The organism is Candidatus Nealsonbacteria bacterium (genome assembly GCA_019923625.1).
In the GTDB taxonomy this organism is placed as follows: domain Bacteria; phylum Patescibacteriota; class Minisyncoccia; order Minisyncoccales; family RBG-13-42-11; genus JAHXGN01.
This window is the reverse complement of sequence record JAHXGN010000020.1, coordinates 1-5,586: the sequence shown is the minus strand read 5'-3', so window position 1 is coordinate 5,586 and position 5,586 is coordinate 1. Positions and strand designations below refer to the sequence as shown.

6 protein-coding genes are annotated in these 5,586 nt (G+C 38.3%); all 6 read right to left on the bottom strand.

Annotated elements, in window-relative coordinates; genetic code table 11:
• Positions 1 to 58 (bottom strand): prepilin-type N-terminal cleavage/methylation domain-containing protein (locus KY055_02645; protein ID MBZ1345498.1); only part of this gene is annotated, 58 nt, incomplete at its 3' end.
• Positions 59 to 173: 115 nt separating this feature from the next.
• On the bottom strand, positions 174 to 761 hold the full coding sequence (locus KY055_02640) for an ATP-dependent Clp protease proteolytic subunit (protein ID MBZ1345497.1): 588 nt from the start codon (positions 759 to 761) through the stop codon (positions 174 to 176).
• Positions 762 to 768: 7 nt separating this feature from the next.
• Positions 769 to 2,742 carry a sodium-translocating pyrophosphatase gene (locus tag KY055_02635; protein ID MBZ1345496.1) on the bottom strand — a complete coding sequence of 658 codons (1,974 nt, stop codon included), beginning with the start codon at positions 2,740 to 2,742 and terminating at the stop codon, positions 769 to 771.
• 219 nt (positions 2,743 to 2,961) lie between these two features.
• Positions 2,962 to 4,122 carry a transcription termination factor NusA gene (nusA, locus tag KY055_02630; GenBank protein MBZ1345495.1) on the bottom strand — a complete coding sequence of 387 codons (1,161 nt, stop codon included), beginning with the start codon at positions 4,120 to 4,122 and terminating at the stop codon, positions 2,962 to 2,964.
• 87 nt (positions 4,123 to 4,209) lie between these two features.
• Positions 4,210 to 5,184 carry an ornithine cyclodeaminase family protein gene (locus tag KY055_02625; GenBank protein ID MBZ1345494.1) on the bottom strand — a complete coding sequence of 325 codons (975 nt, stop codon included), beginning with the start codon at positions 5,182 to 5,184 and terminating at the stop codon, positions 4,210 to 4,212.
• A 4-nt stretch (positions 5,185 to 5,188) separates the two neighbouring features.
• Positions 5,189 to 5,586: YraN family protein (locus KY055_02620; protein MBZ1345493.1), on the bottom strand; the 398-nt coding region annotated here is incomplete at its 5' end.

The following is a 5,586-nucleotide window of genomic DNA, read 5'->3' as shown; positions in this document are numbered from 1 at the left end:
CCAAAAGAATGCTTGCCAAAAGACCGAGAATGCTAATAACAATCAGCAATTCAACCAGGGTGAAGCTCTTTTTAGAGAGACCTTTAACTCTCTCTCTCTCTCTGGAAACTCGGAATTAGATTTTTTGAATACATTTTTGAAAATAAACATACTAAATACTAAATTTTTATTCTTTAATTTTTTATTTTTACAACTTCATCAATAATTCCGTAATCTTTTGCCTCCTCGGCTGACAAATAGAAATCGCGGTCAGTGTCTTTTTCAATTTTTTTAAATGGTTGACCGGTATGTCTGGCTAAAATTTTATTTACTTTTTCTTTTAATTTAAGGATTTGTTTAGCAGCAATTTCCACCTCTATTGCCTCGCCGCCAACCCCGCTGACTGCTACCTGATGAAGTAAAATCTGACTATTGGGCAAAGAAAATCTTTTTCCCCTGGCGCCGGCTGCCAATAAAACAGCTGCTCCTGAAGCGGCCGAACCAATACAAACAGTGGAAATCGGGGACTTAACATATTGCATTGTGTCATAAATGGCTAAGGCCGAAGTTAAAACACCGCCCGGTGAATTTATATAAAGTTGGATTTCTTTTTCCGGATCTTTGGACGCTAAAAAAAGAAGTTGGGCAATAATGGAATTAGCTATCGGGTCAACAATTGGACCTCCAAGAAAAACAATCCTTTCTTTTAAAAGCCGGGAATAAATATCGTAAGCCCTTTCACCATATTGTGTTTTCTCTATGACCGTAGGAATGAGATTCATATTTTAATTATACTAAAAAACTAACAATAAGCAAAGCAACAACATTCAAGACCTTAATCATCGGGTTAATTGCCGGACCGGCGCAATCCTTGGCAGGATCCCCGACCGTATCGCCGGTTACTGCTGCTTGATGAGCAAAAGAGCCCTTTCCTCCAAGATTTCCTTCTTCAATATATTTTTTGGCATTGTCCCAGGCCGTTCCGCTGGTAATAAGGAAAGTGGCTAAGAAAAGACCGGTGATGACTGAACCAATCAAAAGACCGCCCAATGCCTTGGGACCCAAAATAAAAGTAATCAAAATTAGAAAAGCGACCGGTAAAAGAGAAGGCAAAATCATTTCTCTTACTGCTGATTTTGTGACAATATCAACGCATTTTCCATATTCTGGTTTTTGTTCACCCTCCATTATTCCTTTAATCTCTCTAAACTGCCTCCTGACTTCTTCAACCATTTTTACAGCTGTCTTGCCAACCGCAGCCATAGCAAAAGAACTAACCAAATAAGGCAAAAGGCCGCCCAATAAAAGACCAATTAAAACCCTTGGGTCGTTTAAGAGAAATTGAAATTGACCGCCTATTTTTTGATTATAGATATAAAAAAGAGCTAAAGCAGCTAAACCGGCGCTGGCAATGGCATAGAATCTGCTTATTGCTTTGGTAGTATTGCCAACCGCATCCAGAGAGTCAGTAATTTTTTTTACTTCTGTCGGAAGGCCAGACATTTCAGCAATTCCTGAAGCATTATCAACAATTGGTCCATAGGCATTGAGGGCAACAATCATTCCAGATAAAGAAAGCATAACCAAAGCAGCAATAGCTGTTCCATAGACCCCGGCTAACCAAGAACTAATTAAAACCCCAAGGCAAATTAAAATTATGAAAGGAAGGGTTGATTTCATTCCAACTGTTAATCCGGCAATAATATTGGTGGCATGGCCGGTTTCTGAAGCCCGGACAATTGATAAAACCGGGGAGTGTTTTTTTGAAGTAAAATAATTAGCAATCAAAAAAATTCCTATTGAAACAATTAAACCAATTAGGGCCGAGAGATAAAGAGAAAAAGCCGGCTGACCAAGGGCAGTTGCCAAATTTTTAATTATTGGATAAGCGCCAACAGCTATTAGACATATTGAAGCGATTAATCCTTTAAGGAAAGCAAAGATTATATTTTTATCTCTGCCAATCCTAACAAAAAAGGTTGCCAAAATTGAAGCCAAAAGCGCTATTGATGCCAAAAACAAGGGTAAAAAAATTGCCTCGGGCTTTCCAGGAAAAATTAGCGAGCCAAGAATTAAAGCAGCAACCAAAGTAACAACATAGCTCTCAAATAAATCAGCAGCTATTCCGGCGCAATCACCAACATTATCGCCAACCTGGTCGGCAATAACAGCCGGATTTCTGGGGTCGTCTTCGGGAATTCCTTTTTCAATTTTTCCAACCAAATCAGCTCCAATATCGGCTGCTTTAGTATAAATTCCACCACCCAAAACAGCAAAGGCGGAAATTAAACTTCCGCCAAAAGCCAAAGCAATCAAATGGTCTAATTCCGGACTTAAAAGATAATGAAAGGAGACAGAAAAAAGCCCTAATCCGGCTACAAAAAAACCAGTAACCAGGCTTCCCTGAAAAGCCAAAGAAAACGAAGGGCTTATTCCTTTTTTTGCCGCCTCAGCCACTTTAATATTGGTTTTGGTAGAAATAATCATTCCAACAAAACCAGATAAACCAGAAGCTATCGCCCCTAATAAAAAAGCCAAACCAATTTTAAAACTAAAAATTATCCAAAGAATAAAAAAAATGATTAAAGCCGCAAAGCCAATGTTTAAATATTGTCTTTTTAAATAGGCAATTGCTCCTTCTCTAATTGCCTGCGAAACCTGAACCATTTTCCCGGAACCGTCAGGAGCTTTTTGAATTTGCCTAATTAAAAAAACAGCAAAAATTAAACTGAAAATAGAAACAATAATGGGAAGGAATAACATAACCCTACGAATTAGTACGAATATGCGAATAATTAAGCGAGGCAACTGCTGAAAAGGACATCCGGAGGCTTGCGGCCATGGTGTCCCGATGAAGTCGGGACGAGCAAGCCGAGGACTAAGCAGACTACAACCCGCCCACCACCCTCCCATCAGCTTCGCCGATGGGCCCCATTTCTCGGTGGGAAATTCTGCGGTCCTTTGAAGCAGGTTGCCGAGCGGCTATTTACTGCCTTTTTCTTCTTCTGCTACTTTCTCTGGACTTCTGACATCTATTTTCCAACCGGTCAGTTTAGCCGCTAACCTGACATTTTGACCTTCTTTGCCAATGGCTAAAGATAATTGATTTTCCGGCACCAAACAAAGAGCTTTATTTTTGGGCAGTTGTTTGACCTCTAAAACCTTGGCCGGCGATAAAGAATTGGCAATGAATTTTTCCGGATCTTCGGACCATTGAATAATATCAATTTTTTCTCCTCCCAATTCATTAATTACGGCATTAACCCTGGACCCTCTCTGTCCGACCATACTGCCAATTGGATCTATTCCTTCCTGGGTAGCAGCAACCGCGATTTTTGTCCGAGAACCGGGCTCTCTGGCAATGGATTTAATTATTACTGTTCCTTGGCCGGCCTCGGGCACCTCTAATTCAAAGAGTTTAGAAACGAATTTTGGATAAGTCCTTGATAAAAAAACAACCGGTCCTTTTGGAGTTGATTCAACTTTTAAAATATAAACTTTGAGCCGCTGGCCCGGCCGGTAAAACTCTCCGGGAACCTGTTCTTCTTTTGGTAGAAGGCCTAATGTTTTACCCAAATCAAAAAAAATATTTTTTCCCTCAATTCTCTGAACGATTCCGGAAATTATTTCCCCTTCTTTTGTTTTATATTCATCTAAAACAGCATCTCTTTCGGCTTGGCGAATTTCCTGCAAAATGACTTGTTTGGCGGTTTGAGCGGCAATACGACCATAATCTTCTTCGGCTTTAAGGGGAATTTTAAGAACTTCGCCCTTTTTAATTTTGGGCTCAATTTTTTTTGCTTCTTTTAGGATAATATGTTTTTCCGGATTAAACCTGACCTTGCCCTCCATTGCCCCGATGTCTTCTTCTTGATTTTTTATTTCTTCCTTTTTTGTTTTCAATTTTTGCCATTCTTCTTCAGAATAAATCATTGCTTCATCAACTACCAGTTTTTCCTGCCAAAATTCAACCTCATTGGTTTGGGGTAAAATTTTGGCTGAAATTTTTTGACCCTTTTTCCCATAGTCCTTTTTATAGGCAGCGGCAAAAGCCCGTTCAGCCCCTTGCCAAACTTTTTCAACTGAAATTCCTTTTTCTTCGGCAATCTGGGCAATGGCTGATTTAAAAGATTTTATATCCATAATATTTAAGAAAAGCCCGCGTTAACCGGACTAAGCTGATTTTAGTTTAGGTAAAAAAATTCAGTTGTCAATAACTTATACTCTTATTCAAAGATTAATTTTTCTGCCGATTTTTGTTTTAAGGGCTTTTTGATAGACAAAATAGCTGGTATAGAGATCCTGGATTGCCAAACCGGTAGAATCAAAAATAGTGATTTCTGACTGATTTTGTCGGGCTGGTTTTTTGCCGACAACAATTTCACCCAACTGACCGTAAATATCTTTTTCTGAAATTTCTCCTCTTTCCAAAGGCACATTTATTTCTCCGGAATGGCTGGCTTGCTCCCAGCAATCAACCACAATTTTGGCTGTTTTGAGAATTTGAGGGTCCAGTTCTTGCTTGTGTTTGGCATCGGCTCCAATGGCATTAATATGGGTACCGGGTAAAATCCATTTTCTTTTTAAAATTATTTCTTTGGCCGGAGTGGCGGTGACCACGATTTCTTGTCCGGCCGCTTCTTCCAAATCGGCTTTTTTAATTTTTATTTTTTCTTTGGCTAAAATTTTGGCTAATTTTTCAACCTGTTTGTTTGAAATATCATAAACCAAAATTTTTTTTATTTTCCTCACTTTGCTAATAGCCATTATTTGAAAAATTGATTGATAGCCGGCCCCAACCACCCCCAATGTTTGAGCTTCTTTTTTGGCTAAATATTTGGTTGCCACTCCGCTGGTTGCCCCGGTTCTTAGTCCGGTAATATAGGTACCATCTAAAATTGCCAAGGGTTTGCCGGTTTTGACGTCATTTAAAAGAATAACAGCCATTACCGTCTGAAGTCCTTTTTTGATATTTTGGGGATGAACATTAACGATTTTTGTTCCGGCCATTTCCAATCTTGGCGAATAAGAAGGCATTATTCTCAAGTCCCCATTATATTTTTCAAAATACAAATAGGTTTTGGCCGGCATTTGCAAAATCTCTTTGCCATAATCGGAAAACGCCCTTTCCACCCAATTAATTACTTCTTTCATTTTGGCTAAAGGAATTATTTTTTTTATTTCTTTTTGATTTAAAACTAACATCGGATTAAGAAACAATGTTTTTATAAAATTTAATTTTCGCTTTTTTGGTCCCAAAATCAATTATTATTGAAATTATATCAATTTGCCATTTGGAGTTCAAGGGGATTTTGTTTTTTTGCAACCAAAATTGAGCTGTTTTTATTAATTTTTTTTGTTTAAAATAATTTACTTTTTCTTCCGGAAAAATTATTCTATCCGAACTCAGGGTTTTTACTTCAATAAAATGAATAACATCTTCTTTCTTGCCCTGCAGGATATCAAAGACATTCCTGCGAGGTCTGGCGACAATATCAATTTCTCCCTTTTGGGGATGGCCGGGGATTCTAAATAAAAAATTTTTGTCTAAAATCCGGTATCTTTTTTTTCTTAAATAATCTTCGGCAATTTTTTCCCCCAATTTTC